The following is a 21,717-nucleotide window of genomic DNA, read 5'->3' as shown; positions in this document are numbered from 1 at the left end:
TATCTACAAGTCTCGTCTCTGCAAGTTCGCAACCAAAACGATCAAAAAATACGGGGGAAATACATGGCTCAGTTCCGGTTTACGTCCGGGCTCCTGCTGGCAGGCGCGGTCGCACTGTCCGGCACGTCAGGCGCGCGGGCGCAGGACGCCTACAAGATCGGAATGTCGGCCGGATTGACCGGCTACGCCGCGACTGTGGATCGCGCCTGGCGCGACGGCGTCGAAGTCGCGATCGCGGCCGTGAACGCCGCTGGCGGCGTCGATGGCCGCAAGCTCGAACTGGTCGTCGAGGACAATCGTTCGGAGCCGCAGGAGGCGGTGACCGCCTATCGCAAGATGCTCTCTTCCGACAAAGTCCAGGTGTTCGCCAGCGGCTGTGTGTCGGCCGGCAATTTTGCCGCCGCACCCCTGGTGGTGCGCGCGGAAACCCCGATGGTGCTGTGCTCGATTCTGCCGCAGCAGCCGGATCACGTGAAATGGGCCTTCACCACGATTCCGCAGCCGCGCTTCGAGGTCGAGACGCGCCTCGAATATATCCAGAAAAAAACCCAGATCAAAAAAATCGGCGTGCTGCACGATCCCTCGCCCTACGCCAATGCGCAGAAGGCCGCGGCCGAGAAAGAGGCCAAGGATTACGGCTTGGAGATCGTCGGGGTCGAGCAATACAAGACCGACGACGCCGATCTGAGCGTGCAGATCCAGAAGATGTACGCCGCCGGCGCCCGTGCACTGATCAAGATCGGCCTTGGCGGCACCACGCTCACGGCCGCGAAGAACATCAAGCAGCTCGACCTCGACATGATCATGTTGACCAGCCTCGAGGACATCGCGGTGTTTCGCCCGGTGGCGGAAGTGCTCGGCGACAAGTTCTTCTTCGTCGCGTCCCCTTCGCAGGTTTATGACGAAATCGAAAGCAGCCCGCTCAAGACCGAGATCGGCAAATTCCTGACGCCGTGGCGGGCCAAGTACAAGGACCGCGATCCGAACTGGGCCGGGCGTGGCTGGGACGCGGTGATGCTGATCGCGGCCGCGGCAGGAAAAGCCAAATCCGTCGAGGGCCCGAAGGTGCGCGATGCGCTGGAATCGATGGACAATTTCCAGGGCACCACCGGGATCTATCATATGTCGGCGACCAATCATCAGGGCATCACCGAAAATCCCCTGCTGTTGGCGACCATCACCGGCGGCCAGGTCAAAGTGGTGAAGTGAAGAGCATCGCGACCCCTACGCGGATCCTCGAGATCGAAGGGCTTTCGGCGCGCTACGGGCACGTCGAGGCGCTTCGGCCGGTCGATCTGCACGTCGACGAAGGCGAGCTGGTCGCAGTACTCGGCCCCAACGGGGCCGGTAAATCTACGCTGATGAATGCCATCATGGGTCTGGTGCCGACGCAGGGCCAGGTGAAGTTCCGCGGGCGCGCAGTGCCGCGCCGTGCCCCCGCTGCGGCCGCGGGACTCGGCATCGTGCTGGTGCCCGAGGGCCGCGGCATATTCGCGCCGATGACAGTCGCCGAAAATCTCGAGCTCGGCGCCTACCTGCTCAACGACAAGCACGAATATGCGCGCCGCACCGCGCGCGTGCTGGCAATGTTTCCGCGCCTGAAGGAGCGTCTCGCGCAAACCGCGGGCTCCTTGTCCGGCGGCGAGCAGCAGATGCTTGCGGTCGGCCGCGCGCTGATGTCGGAGCCGAAAATTCTCCTGCTTGACGAGCCCTCGCTCGGTCTCGCGCCGCGAATCATCGACGAAATTCTCCAGAAGCTCGGCGAGCTCAACCGCCAGGGCCTGTCCATCATTCTCGTCGAGCAGAAGGCGCCGCTGGTGCTCAAGCTCGCCAACCGCGCCTATCTGCTCTCGGTCGGCTCCATCGCCGCGGAAATAGATCCGCGCACAATCAAGTCACACGATGAACTCGTTCAATACTATCTGGGCTAACGGCCGTGGCAATCTGGCGACGTGGCTCCTGTGGGGCCTCGCGGCGGTGTTCGTCGTCTATACATTTGCGAGCGGCGGCTATCTCATCGCCGTGTTACAGTTCGCATTGATCTACACGGTCCTGGTCACCGGCCTGAACATCTTCATGGGATTCACCGGACAGGTGTCGTTCGGTCATAATGCGTTTGCCGCGATCGGCGGTTACAGTTCGGCCGTGCTGACCGCGACTTATGGCTGGGAGCCGCTGCCAGCCGGCCTGGTCGGGCTGGCCGGCGCACTCCTCTGCGCGCTCGTCATCGGTTATCCCGTGCTGCGGTTGCGCGGCCATTATCTGGCAATGGCGACGCTGGCGATCGGACTGATTGTTTATGAAGTGGCCGTGCAATGGCAGTCGGTGACGCAGGGCTATATGGGCATTTCCGGCATCGCGCCGATCGGTATCGGCCGCTTTACGATTACATCCGACCGCGGTCTGCTGGTGTTTCTCATGATCGCCGCCGCGCTGGCGTTGCTGTCGGCGGCCGGCATCCGCCGCTCCCGGCTCGGTCGGGCGTTCGTGGCCGCGGCGGGCAGCGAAGACGCCGCGCGTGCGCTCGGCATCGACGTCGCGCGCTACAAGCTGATCGCCTTCATGATCTCGGCGGCCTACGCGGCCATCGCCGGCTCGCTGTTCGCGCATGCGGTAGGCTTCGTGAGCCCGGAAGTGTTCGGCCTGCCGATGGTCGTGATGTCCTTTACGATGCTCTACGTCGGCGGCATCGGCACCATCGCGGGGCCCGCACTCGGCGCCATCATCATCTCGGTCCTCCCGGAAAGCTTTCGCACTTTCAAGGATTATCAGGACCTCGCTTACGGCGCCGCGCTGATCGTGATCCTGATCTATGCGCCGCGCGGGCTCGCTTCCTTGCCCGAACTGTGGGCCAGATGGCGGCGGAGGAGCGCATGAGTCTGCTGCGCCTCGACGGCATCACGCGCCGCTTCGGCGGTCTGGTCGCGCTCGATAACGTCTCGCTTGAAATTCCGGGGCAGGGGCTATCAGCCGTGATCGGCCCCAACGGCGCCGGCAAGACCACGCTGTTCAACATGATCTCCGGCTTCAGGCCGCCGAGCGAAGGCCGCGTGCATTTCGACGGCGCTGATATCACCGGACAGCCGCCGGAGACGATCGCGCGCCGTGGCCTGATCCGCACATTCCAGCTCGTGCAGTTGTTCGAAGACCTCACGGTGCTGGAGAATGTCAAGATCGGCTGCCATCTGCACACGCGCGGCGGCCTGCTGGCTGCGCTGGTGCCGACCCGCGCCGCGCGGGCGGAAGAAGCCGCTGTCGAAGCCGAGGCCTGGCGTCTTCTGACCGAAACCGGGCTCACTGCGCATGCGCATAGTTTTGCTGCCGTGCTTCCCTACGGGCAGAAGCGGTTGCTTGAAATCACCCGCGCGCTCGCTGCGAAGCCGAAACTCCTGCTGCTCGATGAGCCGGCCGCGGGCCTCAACCGGCAGGAAACCGACGCGCTCGCGGCACTCTTGCGCCGTATCGTCGAGAGCGGCACCGCGATCCTGCTGATCGAACACGACATGAATCTGGTGATGAATGTCGCCGAGGAAATTGCCGTGCTCGACTTTGGCCGCCTGATCGCCCGGGGCAAACCGGATGAAATCCGACGCAATCCGGATGTGATCGCCGCTTACCTTGGGACCGAAGAGGCGGCGCATGTTTAACCTCGTCGCGCAATCGGTTCTCAGTGGCATCGGTATCGGTGCGGTCTATGGTCTGATCGGGATCGGCTTTTGCGTCATCTATAACGCCAGCGGCATCGTGAATTTCGCGCAGGGCGCCTTCGTGATGCTCGGCGGCATGCTCACCAATGTCGGGATGATCAAGCTTGGTCTGCCGTTGCCGCTCGCCGCGATCGGAGCCATCGCGATTGTCGCGATGTTGGGCGTGGTGCTGGAACGCATCGTGGTGCGTCCGCTCTGGAATCGCGGATCGACTATGTTCGTGATGATTCTCGCGACCCTGGCTGCGCAGATCGTGGTGGAACGCATCACGCAAATCATGGCCGGCGATCAGCCGCGCACGCTGCCGGTCTTTACTGACTTGCCACCGCTGCGGCTGTTCGGTTTCGCGATCAATTTCCAGTTCCTGTGGATCCTCGGCTGCTCGGCATTGGTCATTATTTTGCTGGGGTTGTTCTTTTCGTCGACCAAAACCGGCAAGGCGATGCGGGCCTGCTCCATCAACCGCGATGCCGCTGCGTTGCAGGGCATACGGGTATCGCGCATGCTGGCGCTCGCCTTCGCGCTCAGCGCCGCACTCGGCGCCTTTGCCGGCATTCTGATCACGCCGACGCAATATACCGCCTTCAATGTCGGCGTACCCTTTGCGATCTCCGGCTTCATCGCCGCGATCGTCGGCGGCTTCGGCCGTCCGCTCGGCGCTTTCGCCGGCGGCATCCTGCTCGGTGTCGCCCAGGCGCTCGCCATCGTGTTGCTGGGTGCGGCGTTCAAAAACGTCGCCGCGCTGTCTATCTTGTTGCTGTTTCTGTTCGTCCGCCCGACGGGACTTCTCGGTCCCGCCAAATAGCCAGATCAACTAACCAAGTGAGGAATGCCATGAATATCCATGAGATCGACTGGAGCAAAATTGAGTGGAAGCTGATCCGCCAGGGCGTCGAGCAGAAAGCGTTTTCCGGCGATGGCGCGACGGTAGCACTTCATCGGCTGATGCCCGGCCATGAGCCGAAGCCGCACAGCCACCCGCACGAGCAGATCGCTTACATCATGTCGGGAACGCTGCGCTTCCATATCGGCGACGAGGTGCGGGACGTCGGCCCCGGCGGGCTGGTTTTGATTCCGCCGAATGTCACGCATTGGGGCGAAGTGCTCGGCGATGAGCCGGTGATGAACCTTGATGTCTTTACGCCGAAGCGGCCGGAATACGCCGCCTGAAGCGCAAATTACCTGACGACGCTGAGCAAAGGACCGAGGGATGAGCAAGTCAGAGATCAGCGTCGGCAGGACCGTGCTGAAGAACCCGCTGATCGCGGGATCGGCCGAGCATCTGATCGAGGCGGACGGCGTTCGACGCGCGTTGCGTGCGGGGGTAGGGGCGGTGGTCGTAAAGTCCACCAACGAATCCGAACGCGGCCGGGACCAGTTGCAACGTGCGGAATACATGCTGCTCGATGAAGCCTGGCGCGAAATTCCGTGGACACCGGATGCGCCGGCAACGGCGTTCATGGCGTGCCGCTCCGGTCTCACTCCGCAAAGCTTCGAGGCGTGGCTCGAACAGACCGCACAATTGGATGTCGAGGCAAAAGCATTGGACGCCTACGCGATCGCCAGTCTCATCGTGGCGGATCTCGCGCAGACGGTCGCGATGGCCAAACAGGTCGAGCAGGCCGGCTTGCGGATACTCGAGCTGAACATCGGCACGCCCTATGCCAGCCAGGCGAAGGGGGTGGTCTCGACCGAACTCGATCCTGAGCGGGTGACCATGATTGTCTCCGCGGTGCGGCAGGCCATCGGCATTCCCCTGTGGGTCAAGATATCAGGCCAGAGCGAACGGGTTCCGGATTTGGCCGCGGCGGCCTTTCGCGCGGGCGGTGAAGCGGTTGTGATGGCCGGGCGCTCGCTCGGATTCATCCCTGATGTCGAGACCATGGCGCCGTTTCTCGGGACCTCGCTCGGCGTTGGCGGCTATTGGAACCTGCCACTCACCTGTCATTGGCTGGCCGCGTCTCGGCAGCAGCTCGGTCCGGACAAGCCGTTGATCGCGACCAACGGCGTGCAGAATGGTCTCGATGCGGTGCGGATGATGCTCGCTGGCGCCAGCGCGGTGGAGATGTCGTCCGCGGTGATGCTGCGCGGGACGTCGGTGCTGTCATCGGCGCTCGAAGGATTCGAGGCGTATCTCCAACGCAAGGGCATAACCGCGGCCGAACTCGTCGGTGTGGCGGCAGACCAGCGCAAGACGTTCGCCGACATGCCTTTGCGTACGGACAACTGGAAAAAATATGTTGCCGACATCGAACAAGGCAGCAGGGAGAAATAATCATGCGACCGATCAATCGGCGGGCCGCTGCGTCTGTGTTGCTGGGAACGGTTCTGTGCTTCGCGCAAGCCGCGTCGGGTCATGCGGAAACCTGGCCGTCGCGTCCGGTGACGATGATCGTTCCATTTGCGGCCGGCACCAGCTCTGATGTGATCGCCCGCGGTCTTGCCCGTGAACTGAGCGAGAAATTCAGTCAGCCCTTTATCGTGGAGAACAAAACCGGCGCCGGCGGCAATATCGGCGCGGGTGCTGTCGCGCGCGCCGCGGCCGACGGTTACACGGTTCTGTTTGCGACCACCGCGCAAGCCGCGACCAACAAGCTGATGTACAAGGACATGGAGTTCGACCCGCAGCGCGACTTTGCGCCGGTCGTGCTCGTCGCCAAGGCGCCTGTGATCGTCACCGCTCGGCCGGACGCGCCCTATGGGTCGCTCAAGGATTTTATCACTTACGCAAAAGCCAACCCGAACAAGACCACGGCAGGGTTTCCGGGCAACGGCACCTTGGGTCACATCACCGGCGAGCTGTTGGGCCGCACGGTCGGGATCGAGTTCGGCAAGGCCCAGTATCGCGGCAGTGCCCCGATCCTGAGCGATCTGATCGGCAGCCATATCGACATCGGCATGGATTCGCTGGCGGCCTATGTTCCCTCCATCCTGGACAACAAGATCAAGGCGCTCGCAATCGCGTCTTCGCAACGCTGGTCGAAACTCCCTGATGTGCCGACGGTCGCAGAATCAGGGCTCCCCGGCTTCGAGGCGAGCGTCTGGTATGCGCTGCTGCTGCCCGCGAAGGTTCCCAGCGAAATCGTGGCCAAGCTGAACGCGACCGCCAATGCGTGGCTGCAGGAGCCGAAGACGCAGGAATTCCTTTCCAATTTCGGTGCCGAGCCGGCAGGCGGAAGTCCGGCCGATCTGAAGGCCTTTACGCAGGCCGAGATCGAAAAGTGGGGCCCGATCATCAAGGCCGCGAACATCAACTTCTAAAAAGCGCAACCTGCCTTGGCATGATCCCAGGCCGGGTGCGGCCGATAGCCGCCGCCAACTACGCGATAGCAGACGCCGACCAGAGCAAGTACGATGGTGATCGGAACGGGCCGTCCACCGGCCCGACCGAGGACTTGAGCACCAAAATAAAAAAGTACGGGGGAAATCATGATTGTATCTCGCAGAAAGGTCCTGGCAGGCCTTGGCGGCGCTGGTCTGGCGATGCCTTACATCGGACGCGCGGTGGCTGCCGACTACACCTGGAAATTCGGCCACGGCTTTTCCGCCACCCATCCGGTGAATATATTCGCGGTCGAGGCCGCCGCCCAGATCAGGCAGGACACCGGCGGCAAAGTTGATATCGGCGTTTTCCCGAACAGCCAGCTCGGCGGCGACAGCGATCTCTTGTCGCAGGTACGCTCCGGCGCCATCGACTTCTTCAGCACTGGCGGGCTGATCTTCGCCAATCTGGTACCGATCGCCGCCATCAATGGAACGGGCTTTGCTTTCAAGAATGCCGATGCCGTGTGGCCCGCGATGGATGGCGAACTTGGTGCGCTGATTCGCGCGGGCTTCGACAAAGCGGGGCTCTATGCGTTCGAGAAAATCTGGAACAACGGCTTTCGGCAGATCACCACCAGCAAGAAGCCGATCAAGGACCCCACGGATCTGGCGAATTTCAAGATCCGCGTTCCGGTCAGTCAGGTCTATGTTTCGCTGTTCAAGGCGCTCGGCGCCTCGCCGACCAGCATCAATCTTTCCGACGTCTATAGCGCGTTGCAAACGGGTGTCGTCGACGGACAGGAGAACCCGCTGGTCGTTGCCGAGACGTCGAAGTTTTACGAGGTTCAGAAGTTCTGTTCACGGACCAACCACGTCTGGGATGGCTCCTGGGTCGTCACCAGCAACCGGACCTGGAACGGCGTGCCCGACGAACTCAAGACGAAGGTCGCCGCCGGATTTAACACGAGCGCCATCAAGCAGCGCGATGCGGTGACCAAACTCAACGATGACCTTGCGGGCCTTTTGAAGCAAAAAGGCATCACCTTCAACGACACGGACCCCGCGCCGTTCCGCGAGGTTTTGAAGAAGGCCGGCTTCTATGCGGAATGGAAAGCAAAGTATGGCGAGGAAGCCTGGAGCCTGCTGGAAAAGGCGACGGGACAGTTGGGGTGACGACAGAGGCAGTTTAATCTGCAGCGATAGCGGAGGTGCGCCCCCTCTCCTGCGCTTGCGGGGAGGGTCGGGATTGGGGTGCCTCCGCAAACGCGGGTGTGGAGGATAGACTTCCCCCACCCGACGCGCTCAGGCGCGCAATTGCGCGTCGAGCGCGTCGACCTCCCCCGCAAGCGGGAGAGGTAACAAGGAAGCGCCCGCCAAACCTCAAACCTCGAGCTTATCCCCGCCCTTCAATTGCAGAATCTCGCGCGCCTCGTCGGCGGTCGCGATCTCCAGGCCGAGGCCTTCGATGATCTTTCGCGCCAGCGTCACCTGCTCCGCGTTGGAGGCCGCCATCCGGCCCGGCGCGGCCCACAGCGAGTCTTCCAGTCCGACGCGGACATTGCCGCCCATCGCGGCGGCCATTGCCGCGATCGGCAGTTGATTGCGCCCGGCGCCGAGCACCGACCACACCATCTTGTCGCCGAACAGCCGGTCGGCGGTGCGCTTCATGTGCAGCACGTCTTCCGGATGTGCGCCGGTGCCGCCCTGCAGGCCGAACACGGTTTGGACGAACAGCGGCGGCTTCACCAGCCCGCGTTCGAGGAAGTAATTCAGATTGTAGAGATGCGCGGTGTCGTAGCATTCAAACTCAAAGCGGGTATTGGTTTCCGACAGGGTATTGAGAACATATTCGATGTCCTGGAAGGTGTTGCGGAACACGATATCCTTGTTCTGCAGGTGCTTGAGCTCCCAGTCATGCTCGAATTTCTTGAAGCGGTTGAGCATGCCGAAAAACGCGAAATTCATCGAGCCCATGTTGAGCGAAGCGACTTCCGGCTTGTAGACGGCGGCAGGACGTACGCGCTCGTCGACCGTCATGGTCGGCGCGCCGCCGGTGGTAAGGTTGATCACGGCGTTCGAGCGCTGCTTGATGATCTTGAGGAACGGCGCAAAGGCTTCCGGGGTCTGGTCGGGCTGGCCGGTCTTGGGGTTGCGGGCGTGCAGATGCACGATCGCGGCGCCCGCTTCAGCCGCATCGACCGCGGCGTCGGCGATTTCCTGCGGCGTGATCGGCAACGCCTTCGACATTGACGGGGTGTGGATCGCGCCGGTGACGGCACAGGTAATGATAACTTTGCGGCTCATGTTTTTTCCTTCTTGGTTGCGAGTTGAATTCAGGGTTTATCGTTTTGTTTCGCCTTGTGCGCGGCCAGCGCGGCGAGGCGTTCGTTGCGGCGTTGCGTCAGGGCGGCGACGCGCTCCGGCGTGGGTTGATGCGGCCACGCCGCGATTACCCGGTCGACGTTGGGGCTCTGATACACTTCAGGCCCGGCGGCGGTGGATGCAAGCTCCTTGTAGAAACCGGTATAGCGCGCACAGTAATCCGGGATGCCGCCGGGCGCGTTGAGTTCGATGGTCTCGAACGGGCCGAGAAATGACCATCGCAACCCGAGTCCGTCCTTGACGGTGTGATCGAGGTCTTCCGCCGAGATATAGCCTTCGCCGACCAGCCGAAATGCCTCGGCGAGCAGCGCGCCCTGCAGCCGGTTCAGCACAAAGCCGTTGATCTCGCGATTGATGGTGACCGGCACCTGTCCGATCTCGCGATAGATTGTCCGGGCTCGGTCGATCGCTTCGGGCGATGTCCATGGCGCGCCGCACAGTTCGACCAGCGGCACCAGATGCGGCGGATTGACGGGATGACCGACCAGGCAGCGCGCCCGGCCGGGCAGCGTTTCGGTGAAGCGCGACGCCGTAATGGCCGAAGTCGAGGACACCAGCAGCGCATCTTTCGGCGCCATCCGGTCGAGCTCGGCAAAAATCAGTCGCTTCTCTTCGACTTTCTCAGGCCCGTTTTCCTGGACGAATTCGACGCCCGCCACGGCCGCTTCGAGATTTGCCGCGACCGACACGCGCGCGACCGCGCCGGCGGGATCGTCGGCCAATCCATGACGGGCCAGCGCGCGCAATTCATCGAGGATCAGGCGCGGTGCGGCTTCCAGCGTCGGCGCATGCGGATCGGTCAGCCGCACATGCCATCCGGCGCGCGCGAAGATCGCGGCCCAGGCGCGTCCGATCAAGCCGGCGCCGACAATGGCGACGTGGCGTTCAGTATTCGGCATTTTCTTCACTCACACTATTATTCACTTATATCGTCCTCACAGCCAGAGCACCTTGCGGCGCAGATCGAGATCGTCGCGCAGCGCCTTGGATGGTCCCTGATGGATTATACGCCCGCGCTCCAGCGCCACGGTAGTGTCGGACAGCGCCAGGGCCAGATCGAGATGATGGTCGACGATGATGATGGCGATTTCCTTGCGTAGGCGATCGAAAGTCTCGAATAATTGCTCGACCACCGCCGGGGCAAGGCCTTCAAAGGGTTCATCGAGCAAGAGTACCCGCACGTCGCCGGACAGCGCCCGCGCCACCGCGACCATCTGCTGCTCGCCGCCGGACAGATAATCCGCCGGGCTGTCGAGCCGTTCGCGGATGCGCGGGAAATATTCGTAGATACGCTCGCGTGTCCAGTGCACGCCGTTGCCGGTCTGGCGCTTCAGGCCGCCCAATTCGAGATTCTGCTCGACGCTCATGCCGGCAAACAGCCCGCGGCCCTGCGGCATATAGCCGATGCCGAGGCGGGCGGTTTGCGCCGACGACAGCCCGATCAATTCGTTGTCGGCGAGTTTGATCGAGCCGTTGGCGGCCGGCGCGATGCCAATCAATGTCTTCAACAGGGTCGATTTGCCGGCGCCGTTGCGGCCAAGCAGCGCGATGATCTCATTGCCATGCAGCGTGAAGCCGACATCGTTGAGGATGTGGCTCTTGCCATAGAACGTATCGACGTGTTCGGCGACCAGCAATGCGTTGCCGCCGGCGGCGGTTTCGCGCGGACGCGCGGCGACGGCGGCCGCGCCGGAGCCGATATAGATTTCCTGCACCTTGGGGCTGGCGCGGGCATCTTCGACGCTGCCGTCGAGCAGCACCCGGCCTTCATTCATGACGGTGACGTGATCGGCGAGTTGAAACACCCGGTCGATATCGTGCTCAACGAGCAGCACCGGCAGGTCGGACGAGATGCGTTTGATGATGGCGCCGATCCGCTCGCGTTCCGCTGCGGCGAGGCCCGCGAGCGGCTCGTCCAGCAGCAGCACGCGCGGCGCCGTCGCCAGTGCCACGCCCATATCGAGCAGCCGCTGGCCGCCATAGGAGAGCATGCCGGCTTCGGCCTGTTCGATCCCGGCGAGGCCGAGATAGCGAATGGTGGCGTCGGTTTCGGCATTGATCGCGTCGATCGACAGCGCCGGCGTGAGAGGATCGAAGCGGCGCGGGTTGCGCGCCTGCACCGCGAGGCGGATATTTTCGCCGACGCTGAGCGCCGGAAACAGATTGGTGATCTGGAACGAGCGGCCGATGCCGGCGCGCGCGATCTCCTCCGGCGTATGTCCCGATATCGGCTGTCCCATCAGCGATACCGTGCCCTGATCTGGCGGGTAGAGGCCCGACAGCAGATTGAATGCGGTGGTCTTGCCGGCGCCGTTGGGCCCGATCAGCGCGTGAAGCGTCCGGTCGGCAATGGAAATGTCGACGCCCTGAACCGCCTTGATGCCGCCAAAGCTCTTGACCATGTGGCGGGCGGAAAGCACGGGACCTACGATGTGAGATTTCGGCCGCAGGAATTCAGGCAGCGGGAGGACCTCGATGCGGCGCGCCGACATCGCGGCGTCTTCAGTCGTCTTCTTGCGGAACGGCGCGATCAGCCGCTCGCCGATGCCGATCAAGCCGGTCGGCGAAAACACGATAAAGGCCACGAACACCAGGCCAAACCAGAACAGCCAGTTCTCGGTATAGATACCGAGGAATTCACGGAACAGGATGAAGAACAGCGCGCCCAGCGCCGGCCCCAGGAAACTGCGCATGCCGCCGATCACGACCATCGCCAGCAGATCGCCGGAGAAGGCGACTGAGATCGGATCGGCCGAGGTCATGCGGTTCTGAAACAGCAGAAGGATGCCGGCAAGTCCGGTGATGCCGGCCGACAGCACGAAGGCCGCGAGTTTGTAGCGGTTGGTCGGATAGCCGAGGAAGCGCGCCCGCTGCTCGTTCTCGCGGATCGCAACCAGCACGGTGCCCATGGTCGAATGATGAAAGCGCCATAGCAATATCAGCACCAGGAATGCGACAGTTGCGGCCAGCCAGTAATAGGCGGTCGAAGATTCCATATTGAGCCCGAACAGCGTCGGCCGGGTGATGCCGCCGAGGCCATTCTCGCCGCCGGTCACGTCGGTCCAGCGAAACGACACCGCGTAAAGCATCGCCGACAGCGCCAGCGTCAGCAAAGAGAAATAGACGCCGCGTCGTCGCAGGATCAGGAAGCCGAACGCCGCGGCTACGGCCACGACAATCAAGACTCCGGCAATCAGCGGTCCGAAAAACGAATCTTGCATCCAGTTGCGCTGCAGGAGCGCTGCAGCATAGGCGGCCAAGCCGAACCAGGCGCCGTGACCAAAGGATACCAAACCGGTATGGCCGACCAGGATATTGAGCGCCATGCAGGCGGTGGCGAAGATCACCACTTCCGTGGCGGACGTCATGGTCAGCCCGAGCGCCAGCAATATCGGCGGCAACACCAATAGCCCAAAGGCGGCAATCAGCAGCGGAACAGGCAGGCGCTTCGACATTCCGCGCCTCACTCGAACCGGGTGATGCGCTCGCCGAACAGGCCGCGCGGCCGGAACAGCAAGACAAGCAGCATCAACAGATAGATCGCCGCGGTGGACGCCGCGGAATAGCCGATGCCGACCATGAGGCCTTTGACGAGGCCGACCAGCAGTGCGGCGGCCACCACGCCCCAGAACGATCCAAGACCGCCGATCACCACAACGACGAAAGCCGGTGTGATGATCTCCTGGCCCATCGCCGGATGGATCGAATAAATCGGCGCCAGCAACACGCCGGCGAGGCCCGCCAACCCGATCCCAAGCGCAGCGACGGCGGACATATAGGGCTGCAGCGAAATGCCGAGCGCGCCGACCATGTCCGGATTCTGTACGCCGGCGCGCACCACGCGGCCGAAGGATGTCTTTTGCAGCAGCAGCCACAGGCCGGCGACGCAGGTCGCCGCGATGCCAAGTAATACCACGCGATAGAACGAATAGATGAAGCTGCCGATCGCGACCTGTCCGCGCAACCACGGCGGTATCGAAAAGGATAATGGCGGCGCGCCGAAGATCATCCGCAACGCCTGCTCGGCGACCATGGCAAGGCCGAACGTCATCAGCAGCGAGAGGATCGGATCGGAACGATAAAAGCGCCGGAACAATGTACGCTCGATCGCCATTCCCAACAGCGCGACCGCGATCGGCGCCGCCACGAACGCGCCGCCGAAGCCGAGATAGGGCGACAGCACCAGCGTGAGATAGGCGCCGATCGCATAGAACGCGCCATGCGCCAGGTTGACGATGCCGCCGAGCGAAAAGATCAGCGACAGGCCGAGCGCGATCAAAAGATAATAAACGCCGTCAAGCAGCCCGTTGAGGATTTGCTGTGCCAGCAACATGGCGGACATGGAAGGGGGCTTTCGACAGGGAAGATACCTTCGTCATTCCGGGGCGATGCGAAGCATCGAACCCGGAATCTCGAGATTCCGGGTCTGGTGCCAGCGCACCATCCCGGAATGACAGCCTAGCTCGGGAACGTGCAGCTATTCTCCTCTTTCGTCGCCGCGATCACTTCCAGATCCTCGTCGGGGCCGGGCACCGGCGGGCTGGAGGTGAAGATGTCCCACTGGTTTTTGACCTTGTCGGCCGGCAGCGCGGTGACCGCATACATCTCGTGCATCAATTGATGATCCGAGGCGCGGAAATAGCCGGGCCGCGTCTTGAGCACATCGTATTTCGCCCCCTTTTCGAACTGCTCGATGATCTTCGGGGATTCCGCCGATTTGATCTCGTTGACGGTCTGCGCCACGATTTTGGCCGCGACGTATTCGCCCCAGGCCTGGTTTTCCGGCGGCTTGGAATATTTCTTGGTGAAGGCTGCGACAAACGCCTTGGAGCCGGGCGTTTCCAAGAGATGATGCCAGACGACCGGCCAGGTGCCGACGAAATTGCCCTTGCCGGCAGCCCAGGCCAACGCGGTGTCGAAGCCGAATCCGCCGACCGGGAAGGTGAGGCCGAACTCGGCATATTGCTTGAGGAAGTTGGTGATCTGGTTGCCGGAGAGATTGATCACGACCAGATCGGGCTTGGCCTCGCGGATTTTCAATAGATAAGCGGAAAAATCCGTCGCGTCGGTCGGCACCAGATCGTCGCCGACGAAATTGCCGCCGTTGGTTTCCATGAAACGCTTTGAAACCTTCAACAGGTCGTGGCCGAAGGCGTAGTCCGCCGTCAGCGAGTACCATTTCTTGCCCTTGACCAGGCCGTCGCGCAGGAATGAGCGGCCGACGGTTTTGACATACATCGAGTTCTGCGACTCGACATGGAACATGTAGCGCTGGCAATCCTTGCCGCGCAGCGCATCCGAATTGGCGCCGGTGTTGATGAACAGCGTCTTGTTGCGCGAGGCGACTTGCGCGATCGTGAGACACGAGGCGGAGGAGATCTCGCCGATGATGCAGGCGACCTTGTCGCGCTCGATCATGCGCTCGGCCTTGCTGGATGCGGTCTGCGGATTGACCGAATCCTCTTTCAGCACCTCGACCTTGCGGCCCATCATGCCGCCGGATGCGTTGATTTCTTCCACCGCCAGATCGATCGCCATCACGGCGTATTCGCCGAGCGGGCCGAGAAAGCCGGTGCGGGGTGTCAGATGGCCGATGCGGATCACGTCGGCGGTTTGCGCGCGCAGGATTGCCGGTGCGGAAACTCCCGATACCAGCGCGGCGCCGGCGGCGGTCTTCAACAGGCCGCGGCGCGTGAAGTGGTTGTTGTCAGACATCAGCCTTGGTCTCCCTGATACGGCCGCGTGAAGCGGCTGTTTTTCCTCGCTTTGGCAAGCGCTGCGTTCTTTCTAAGGGGAGCGCTTCGCATCTTGCCGTGATCTGTGATCACAGTTAGAGTGGCAAAAGACCGGGGGATTGTCGAGTCTTGTCTCGCATCTGTCTCCAGCCTTGGGAGAAGGCCCGTTGAATCTGCCTGCCGCCCTCAATCTCGTGGAGCCGCTCGACCGCCAGACGCTGGGGGAGCGCGCCTACGCCCAACTGGCGGACCTGTTGATCTCAGGCCGGCTCGCGCCGGGTGAGAAGTTGTCGCTGCGGTCGGCGGCGGACGTGCTTGGCGTCTCCATTATGCCGGTGCGCGAGGCCGTGTCGCGGCTGGTCGCAGACAGAGCACTGGAAGTGACGCCGAACCGCGCCGTGCGCGTGCCGCTGATGTCGGCGGCGCAATTCCGCGACCTGACAAAAGTGCGGATTGCGATCGAGGGCCACGCGGCCGCGGAGGCCGCGCTGAATCGTGAGGCCGGCGATCTCGGTTCGATTGCGCAGGCCGAAGACGCGATGCGGGCGGAGAGCCTGCAGCCGGTCCCGGACCTGCCGCGCGCCGTCGAACTCAACAAGACATTTCATTTCGCGGTATATGACGCCGCGCATTCAACCATTCTGGTCGAGATTATCCGCGCGCTGTGGCTCAAGGCCGGGCCGGTGATCAATCTCGATCTGCTGGCCAATCCTGAACGGCTCGGGAAAGGCGACGCGATCCGGTTTCATGCCGATGTTCGCAGGGCCATCGCCGCCGGTGACGCCGCCGCGGCGCGGGCTGGTGTCGCCGCCGACATCAGCGGCGCGGCGCAGGTCATTCTTTCGCGCGGCGGTCTGGCCGGCTGAACAACAAACACTCTTCAACAAACACTCTTCAAACACTTGGAGCGATCATGGATCTCGAACTCAAGGGCTTGCGCGTGCTGGTGACGGCCGGCGCCAACGGCATCGGGCTCGCCATCGCGCGGGCGTTTGCGCGTGAAGGCGCCAAGGTTCACACCTGCGATGTCGATGAAACGGCGCTGTCTGCGCTGGCTTCAAGCGATCCCGCCATTACGCAATCGAAATGCGACGTTTCGGATCGCGCCGCCGTGCAGAAGATGTTCGACGATGCGACGAAAAAACTCGGTGGCTTGGACGTGCTCGTCAACAATGCCGGCATTGCCGGGCCGACGTCCAAAGTCGAGGAGATGAATCCCGAAGACTGGGACCGCTGCCTGGAGATCTGCCTGACCGGGCAATTCAACTGCACACGGCTGGCGGTGCCGCATTTGCGCAACAGCAAGAATGCCTCGATCGTCAATCTCTCTTCGGCGGCCGGCCGGCTCGGCTTTGCGATGCGCACGCCCTATGCGGCTGCGAAATGGGGCGTCATCGGCTTCACCAAATCGCTGTCGATCGAACTCGGGCCGGACAATATCCGGGTCAATGCGATCCTGCCCGGCCTTGTCGCGGGCGACCGGCAGCGCCGGGTGCTGGAAGCCAAGGCGCAGCAGCGCGGCATCTCCTTCGCCGAGATGGAGCGCACCGCATTCTCCTATACCTCGATCAAGGATTACGTCACGCCGGACCAGCTCGCCGATCAGATCCTGTTCATGTGCAGCCCGCGCGGCAAGACAATTTCCGGTCAGGCGATTTCGATCTGCGGCGATACGCAGATGCTTGGGTAGAAACAACGTCGCGATATAGCGTTGTCACCGTCAAGACGGCGGCCTTGTAGCTCCGGCAGCGTGGCGCAGATCGGTCGGGTGCCCCCGTATTTGCGCCGGAACATCCGATTGAAACGAGACAGCCGGCGGGCTTCATAGGGCCGACCCCGGTCGCCAGCCCTGTGGTCAACGGGGCGACACCCTCGCACGATCTGGCAGCGCTGAGCAGCGGTGCGGAATGGCGGCTTGTCAGCGGCCTCTCGCTGATGGCTAAGTTCGATCGCGGGTTCTCCGGCCGCACCACGACAGATGCCGGCACCGGACGGATTCGCCATAGTTGGTGAGCGAATGGCCCGCGCGCGGTCAGGCTGCTTGACCTGGCCATGCCGGCATCGGCGCCGGGGCGGAGGCTTGGGTGGACGATGAAATAAAGACACTGCGTGTCACAAACGGGTCGCTCCGGGGCAGCACCGGCGAAGAAGCGTTTCGCGAAACTTTTGGACGCAAGATTCTCGGCATCGAAATCGATCCGCTCGGCGGCCGCGAGCTCGAGATCGATTTGACGCTGCGCGCGCTGCCGGGCTTTGCGATGGCGACGGGATCGCTGTCGCCGATGCGCAACCGGCATACCTCGGCCCTGATCGACAATGACGATCTGGTGCTGGTGGTGATGCAGGACGGCACCGGCGAGGTCAGTCAGCACGGTCGGACCGCCACGGTTCATGCGGGCGAGGCGGTGCTGACGGCAAATGGCTCTGTCGCGACGTTTTCCGGACATACCCCGACCCGGGTTATCAATCTGCGGTTAAGCCGGGATTCTCTGGAACCGCATGTCGCCAATCTCGACGATCTGGTGGCGCGGCCTGTTCCGAAGGACGACCGTATGCTGGAGCTGCTGGTGGGTTACGCCACCTTGCTCAATCAGCAGGGCGAGCTGGCGATGACGGAATTGCGCGGCCTGGTCGCCGGTCATATGCATGATCTGGCTGCGTTGCTGCTGGGCGGCCGCAACCCCGGCCAGCACCGGCAGGGCCAGCGCGCCGCAAGGCTGGCGGCGATCAGGCGCGGCATCCTCGAGCGGATCGGTCCGCTTCGCTTCACCATCGCCGAGATCGCCCAAAGCCAGCAGATATCGGAAAGCTACGTGCGCCAGTTGTTCGCGGAAGCCGGCACGACGTTCACCGATTTCGTGCTCGCCGAGCGACTGGCGCGCGCGCATCGCATGCTGACCAATCCGCTGTTCGGGCAACGGGACGTCAGTACGATTGCCTATGATGTCGGGTTTGGCGATGTCTCCCATTTCAACCGCAGCTTTCGCCGCCGCTATAGCGCGACGCCCTCGGAAATACGCGAGGCCGCGCTGGGCACGAAATGACGCGCTGCACGCAACGCCTGCCGGCGGCGGGTTCACCCCCGCGTGCACCGGTCTTTTGAGGCCCGAGTCCCGCGGCGATCGTATTTATACGGCTCCCGGGCGGCGTTGACAGCGAATCACGCCACTCTTAATATGAGAATCAAACTTGTGATCAACGCGTAGGCAGCAGGAGCTCCGCGGTGCGATGAGCAAGGAAACTCAACGCTCTTCTGATCGATTCGACTGGGACGTCGCTGCGGCGGACGCTCTCGAACAGGCGCGCCAGATGGCCCCCGGTCCGGAACGCAACGAAGCTCTCAAACTGGCAAGCTCACTTCGATGTACCGCCGACGAGCGGGGACTGGTGTTTGCCAAGCGCGGCAGGCCTCGCAAATAGCAGGCTCGCAAGTAGCTTGTTTAGCAAGTAGCAGGCCTGGCAAGTAAATGCTGAGCCGCGCGTTCAGCAAGTTTCAAAACTCTCAGCCCGTCAAAATATTTCTGACCGGTTTCCCGGCCTTGATGCGTTCTCCGATGAAGACGCGTTCGATTTTCTTTGATTCTGCACATCGCGGCGCGCGCCGATTCAGTTGAAAGATCGGGAAACAAATTCCCAAGCCCGCCGTACCCGGATCGCAGGTCCTGGTAAGGTTTTGTTTACCATGAATAAGACATGGTCGAAGCTGCTTTTCCCTCAAAAAAGAGCAGAAATAATGCCATCGACCGCGTTCGCCACGCATTTCCCGGACGTCAATGCCGAAGGTCCGCTCGCCCAGCGCCAACTGCGTATCGGGGTCGACCATTACAACGCCGGCGAAACCGGAGAAGCGATATCGGCATTTCAGCTTGGTCTGGCTTCGGTCGGCAACGAAGCGCCGGATGCGGTGGCCGTCGAAATCGTTTCAGAGCTTCATGCAAAACTCGGCAATGCCTGGATGATCCGAGGCGATCTCGAATCGGCCGGTGAAAATTACAAGGCCGCGTTGCGGCTGGCGCCGCATCTGACCGATTGCTGGTGCAATTTCGGCAATGTGCACCTCAAGACCGGACGGCCGCAGGACGCGATCACGCTCTATCTTCAGGCACTCAAGCTGAATGCGGGCCATTGGCCGGCGCGCACCAATCTGGTTCACGCGTTGATGGCCACCCAGCAATACATCATCGCCAGGGCGTTGTTGCTGGAGTTGATCGGCGAACGCCCGCAAGACGGCCAGCTTCGCCAGCAGTTGGGCAAGGTCTGCTTTGAGCTGAACGAATTTGAGGCCGCGATCAAACATTTTCAGGAGGCCGTCGCGCTTGATCCGCGCGACGCCGACAGCATCAACTGGATGGGCGGCATCCGGCAGCGCATGGGTGACGCTGAAGGCGCGCATGCCGCCTACGCAGCGGCGGCAGAGATCCAGCCCCTCATCAAACGCCCGGCGGCGAAATCCCCGGCGGAGTTTCGGGTGCTGGCGCTGTACGCGCCGTTCGGGGGCAACACGCCGACCGAATATATCTTCAAGGACGCCGTCCACGACACCGATACGCTCGCGCTGTTCGCGTCGCGCGACTATGACGCGCAATTGTTCCGGCAAAACGTGCAGGTGGTCGTCAATCTGATCTCCGACGCCGACCAGGCCGACACCCTGTTGCCGATGGCGGCCGGTCTCGCCGACCGGCTCGATCTGCCGACCGTCAATCATCCACGCCGGATTCAGCGCACGACACGTGACGAAGTTGCTGTCCTGCTGCAGGGAATACCCGGTTGCAACATCCCGAAAGCCCTGCGCCATCCGGCTGGTGCGGATACGTCCGTCGCCGCGCTGCAGGCCGCGATTCCGTTTTCATCATCCGTGCTGGCGCGGCCGGTCGGGACGCATGGCGGCGACGATTTTGAAAAGATCGAGGATCCCGCCGCGCTCTCGGCTTTTCTGAAACAGCGCCCCGATCACGATCACTATCTGATCGAGTATATCGACTATCGCTCCGACGACGGCCATTTCCGAAAATACCGTTTCATTTTCGTGGACGGTCAGGTTCTGCCGTATCATCTTGCGATCGGAAACGACTGGAAAGTGCATCACGTCAGCACCGACATGGCCAATCAGCCCTGGATGCAGCAGGAAGAAGAGGCATTTTTGAACGACCCTGCCTCGGTGTTCGCGCCCGCCAATTACGTGGCGTTGCGGGCCATCCAGCAACGCATCGGCCTGGAATATTTCGGCATCGATTGCGGGTTGGATCGTTCGGGCAAACTCGTCGTGTTCGAGGTCAATGCCTCGATGCTGGTCCACGCCAAGAACGAGGACTTTCCCTACAAGACCCCGGCCGTCCAGCGGATCAAGCTGGTCTTTGACGCGATGCTGCGAAAGCTGGCGGGGGTGGGCGCCTGCTAAGGCGCGCGTCGTTAATCCTCGCGGCTACTACCGTGGCCTTCATGGTTCGAGACGCCGCTTTGCGGCTCCTCACCATGAGGGTTTGGAAACCTGATCCTGGCTCGGACCTCATCCTGAGCAGCATCGCAAAGCGATGCGTCTCGAAGGATGGAGGCAGCCATAGGCGTGGGACGACGCCGACCTGCGGACCCCATCCGTTAGCTCTCACTCCAATTCCTGCGCCTGCAGCATCAGCTTCAGCGTGCTTTCGCTGAGCCGTCCGCGCGGATGCTGCGGCTTTTGGTCGGAGCTTTCGATCGGGATGAAGTTCGGCAGCGGAGGCTTGCCGCCGGTGGGCAGCGCAGGTCCGAACGCCTGCGTCCCGCCGGTCTCGTCCATCTCGTCGAACATCTCGGCGCCACCGACACCAATGCGGCGCTTTCGGGTTTCGATCTTCTTCGGCCGCGGCTCCGGCGTGTAGGTGATCGGCGGCAATATGTGATGATGTGACATGATTCACTCCTGTGGCTTCTACGCAATCGGCACACAAAGCAAACCCCCGCGTGCAAATTGCAAACCCCGGGCCAGAAAATTTCCGTGTGAAATCAATCAGCTTCAAGCGCTGTCAATACCGACCCGGCAGGACTTGCCCGCCCAAGGCGGCAAAATGTCTGCGGTGCTTATGTCCGGTTATTTCCGCGGCGGACGAAAGTCGATCGCGCGCAGGATCACGCCGGGGGGATTGCCCTCGAGCTCGACATCGCTGAATTTCAACGAGGCGCGGGCTTCGATGCGGTCGCGCAGCCGCATGAATTGCTGCTCGCGCTGTTCCGGCGGCGTGCGCGACGAGCCCTCAAGCTGGTCCATCGCGTCGGTGGAGATGGCGCAGGTCACGTCAGCCCCGTCATTCTTCATCGTGAAGCGCACGACCATCCGGTTGTAGTCGTAGTCTCCGAAAGCACCTGGGGTGAGCGCCATGGCGGGTCTCCCTGAATTGAGCAGGCTGTTGGTGCGGCTCTTAGAACTTCTTCCGGGCCACCGGCGGATTGAGCTCGGCGATTTTCGACAGGCAATCTTCCTGCGTGGCGTGAGGGCCGGTGACGAATGTGCCGCTCACTTTGGTGCTGTACCAGCCGGACTCCACGCCGAGACGCAGCGATTCCTCGGTTTTGACATGGCGCGGAGAGAGGTTCTGCATGGAGGTTCCTTTGAGGGCAGCCGTTCGCAGGCCTGCGAAACGCGGCGGCTCCTC

The 21,717-nt window shown here is 62.4% G+C and carries 21 protein-coding genes; 13 read left to right on the top strand and 8 right to left on the bottom strand.

Going from position 1 to position 21,717, the window contains the following annotated elements; translation table 11 throughout:
* The first annotated feature begins 63 nt into the window (after positions 1 to 63).
* From HB676_RS20375 to HB676_RS20335, 9 genes are all read left to right on the top strand, one after another.
* Positions 64 to 1,209 (top strand): ABC transporter substrate-binding protein, encoded by a 1,146-nt coding sequence (locus HB676_RS20375; RefSeq protein WP_213739831.1) that lies wholly within the window; start codon positions 64 to 66, stop codon positions 1,207 to 1,209.
* On the top strand, positions 1,206 to 1,931 hold the full coding sequence (locus HB676_RS20370; protein ID WP_346347388.1) for an ABC transporter ATP-binding protein: 726 nt from the start codon (positions 1,206 to 1,208) through the stop codon (positions 1,929 to 1,931). Before HB676_RS20375 ends, HB676_RS20370 begins: the two co-directional genes overlap by 4 nt.
* Entirely contained in the window at positions 1,903 to 2,877 is a 975-nt protein-coding gene (locus HB676_RS20365; protein ID WP_213739830.1) for a branched-chain amino acid ABC transporter permease, read from the top strand. Before HB676_RS20370 ends, HB676_RS20365 begins: the two co-directional genes overlap by 29 nt.
* On the top strand, positions 2,874 to 3,647 hold the full coding sequence (locus HB676_RS20360; protein WP_213739829.1) for an ABC transporter ATP-binding protein: 774 nt from the start codon (positions 2,874 to 2,876) through the stop codon (positions 3,645 to 3,647). The genes HB676_RS20365 and HB676_RS20360 overlap by 4 nt, the downstream gene beginning before the upstream one ends.
* Entirely contained in the window at positions 3,640 to 4,512 is an 873-nt protein-coding gene (locus HB676_RS20355; RefSeq protein ID WP_213739828.1) for a branched-chain amino acid ABC transporter permease, read from the top strand. The genes HB676_RS20360 and HB676_RS20355 overlap by 8 nt, the downstream gene beginning before the upstream one ends.
* A 29-nt stretch (positions 4,513 to 4,541) precedes the next feature.
* Positions 4,542 to 4,877, top strand: a complete 336-nt coding sequence (locus HB676_RS20350; protein WP_213739827.1) for a cupin domain-containing protein — start codon at positions 4,542 to 4,544, stop codon at positions 4,875 to 4,877.
* Positions 4,878 to 4,917: 40 nt separating this feature from the next.
* Entirely contained in the window at positions 4,918 to 5,982 is a 1,065-nt protein-coding gene (locus HB676_RS20345; protein ID WP_213739826.1) for a tRNA-dihydrouridine synthase, read from the top strand.
* Between the two features lie 2 nt (positions 5,983 to 5,984).
* The gene (locus HB676_RS20340; RefSeq protein ID WP_213739825.1) at positions 5,985 to 6,968 is read left to right on the top strand and encodes a tripartite tricarboxylate transporter substrate-binding protein; all 984 of its coding nucleotides are present in this window, start codon (positions 5,985 to 5,987) and stop codon (positions 6,966 to 6,968) included.
* 168 nt (positions 6,969 to 7,136) lie between these two features.
* Positions 7,137 to 8,144, top strand: a complete 1,008-nt coding sequence (locus tag HB676_RS20335) for a TRAP transporter substrate-binding protein (protein WP_213739824.1) — start codon at positions 7,137 to 7,139, stop codon at positions 8,142 to 8,144.
* Between the two features lie 207 nt (positions 8,145 to 8,351).
* Here the strand turns inward: HB676_RS20335 and HB676_RS20330 are convergent, their stop codons facing one another.
* The 5 genes from HB676_RS20330 to HB676_RS20310 form a co-directional block, all read right to left on the bottom strand.
* Positions 8,352 to 9,275, bottom strand: a complete 924-nt coding sequence (locus tag HB676_RS20330) for a 3-keto-5-aminohexanoate cleavage protein (protein WP_213739823.1) — start codon at positions 9,273 to 9,275, stop codon at positions 8,352 to 8,354.
* 29 nt (positions 9,276 to 9,304) lie between these two features.
* Positions 9,305 to 10,252: a 3-hydroxyacyl-CoA dehydrogenase gene (locus HB676_RS20325; RefSeq protein WP_213739822.1), complete on the bottom strand. Its 948-nt coding sequence runs from the start codon at positions 10,250 to 10,252 to the stop codon at positions 9,305 to 9,307.
* 36 nt (positions 10,253 to 10,288) lie between these two features.
* Positions 10,289 to 12,808 carry a branched-chain amino acid ABC transporter ATP-binding protein/permease gene (locus tag HB676_RS20320; protein WP_213739821.1) on the bottom strand — a complete coding sequence of 840 codons (2,520 nt, stop codon included), beginning with the start codon at positions 12,806 to 12,808 and terminating at the stop codon, positions 10,289 to 10,291.
* 8 nt (positions 12,809 to 12,816) lie between these two features.
* Complete coding sequence (locus HB676_RS20315) at positions 12,817 to 13,695, bottom strand: branched-chain amino acid ABC transporter permease (RefSeq protein WP_213739820.1); 879 nt, start codon at positions 13,693 to 13,695, stop codon at positions 12,817 to 12,819.
* Positions 13,696 to 13,811: 116 nt separating this feature from the next.
* Positions 13,812 to 15,068: an ABC transporter substrate-binding protein gene (locus tag HB676_RS20310; protein WP_213739819.1), complete on the bottom strand. Its 1,257-nt coding sequence runs from the start codon at positions 15,066 to 15,068 to the stop codon at positions 13,812 to 13,814.
* A gap of 187 nt (positions 15,069 to 15,255) precedes the next feature.
* On the opposite strand from HB676_RS20310, the gene HB676_RS20305 reads away from it, so the two are divergent.
* The 4 genes from HB676_RS20305 to HB676_RS20290 all read left to right on the top strand — a co-directional run bounded on the left by HB676_RS20305 (position 15,256) and on the right by HB676_RS20290 (position 20,486).
* Positions 15,256 to 15,954, top strand: coding sequence for a GntR family transcriptional regulator (locus HB676_RS20305; RefSeq protein ID WP_213739818.1), 699 nt, complete (start codon positions 15,256 to 15,258; stop codon positions 15,952 to 15,954).
* A gap of 47 nt (positions 15,955 to 16,001) precedes the next feature.
* Positions 16,002 to 16,778, top strand: coding sequence for an SDR family oxidoreductase (locus HB676_RS20300; RefSeq protein WP_213739817.1), 777 nt, complete (start codon positions 16,002 to 16,004; stop codon positions 16,776 to 16,778).
* Positions 16,779 to 17,172: 394 nt separating this feature from the next.
* The gene (locus tag HB676_RS20295; protein WP_213739816.1) at positions 17,173 to 18,132 is read left to right on the top strand and encodes an AraC family transcriptional regulator; all 960 of its coding nucleotides are present in this window, start codon (positions 17,173 to 17,175) and stop codon (positions 18,130 to 18,132) included.
* A gap of 689 nt (positions 18,133 to 18,821) precedes the next feature.
* Complete coding sequence (locus HB676_RS20290; RefSeq protein ID WP_213739815.1) at positions 18,822 to 20,486, top strand: tetratricopeptide repeat protein; 1,665 nt, start codon at positions 18,822 to 18,824, stop codon at positions 20,484 to 20,486.
* Between the two features lie 204 nt (positions 20,487 to 20,690).
* Here the strand turns inward: HB676_RS20290 and HB676_RS20285 are convergent, their stop codons facing one another.
* From HB676_RS20285 to HB676_RS20275, 3 genes are all read right to left on the bottom strand, one after another.
* A complete protein-coding gene (locus HB676_RS20285; RefSeq protein ID WP_213739814.1) occupies positions 20,691 to 20,978 on the bottom strand; it encodes a hypothetical protein in 288 nt (95 codons plus the stop codon).
* A 177-nt stretch (positions 20,979 to 21,155) separates the two neighbouring features.
* Complete coding sequence (locus HB676_RS20280; protein ID WP_213739813.1) at positions 21,156 to 21,443, bottom strand: DUF1488 domain-containing protein; 288 nt, start codon at positions 21,441 to 21,443, stop codon at positions 21,156 to 21,158.
* A 40-nt stretch (positions 21,444 to 21,483) separates the two neighbouring features.
* Positions 21,484 to 21,663, bottom strand: coding sequence for a hypothetical protein (locus HB676_RS20275; protein WP_213739812.1), 180 nt, complete (start codon positions 21,661 to 21,663; stop codon positions 21,484 to 21,486).
* Between the last annotated feature and the right edge of the window lie 54 nt (positions 21,664 to 21,717).

Source organism: Bradyrhizobium sp. dw_411 (assembly GCF_018449695.1).
Classification (GTDB): domain Bacteria; phylum Pseudomonadota; class Alphaproteobacteria; order Rhizobiales; family Xanthobacteraceae; genus Bradyrhizobium.
This window is presented reverse-complemented; position numbering and strand designations above follow the sequence as displayed.